The organism is Vibrio sp. 10N.222.52.B7 (genome assembly GCF_041474275.1).
Classification (GTDB): domain Bacteria; phylum Pseudomonadota; class Gammaproteobacteria; order Enterobacterales; family Vibrionaceae; genus Vibrio; species Vibrio crassostreae_C.
In genome coordinates, this window is record NZ_JBFRTU010000383.1 from 1 (window position 1) to 206 (window position 206).

1 protein-coding gene is annotated in these 206 nt (G+C 44.7%); it reads left to right on the forward strand.

Annotated features, from left to right (window positions below; all coding sequences use genetic code 11):
* Positions 1-155, forward strand: a 155-nt coding sequence (locus tag AB4512_RS23325; RefSeq protein WP_372175906.1) for a CreA family protein, incomplete at its 5' end; no start/stop codon positions are given.
* Between the last annotated feature and the right edge of the window lie 51 nt (positions 156-206).

A 206-nucleotide genomic window follows, 5' to 3' on the forward strand; every position in this document is an offset into this window, starting at 1 on the left:
TTCGTCGTATCTACGATGCTGAGAATCAATCGCTGCTTTACTTATCTTACACAACCAAAGAAACAGAAGGCAGCTTCAAACATAGCCTTTCAACCGTTCCGCTATGGGGTACAAAGGCTTACGTAGATCCAGCAACACTCGTTCCAGCCGAATAGTCTCACACGAATGGTCTGAAGCAAAAGTAAGCTGAATCACCTGTACAGACA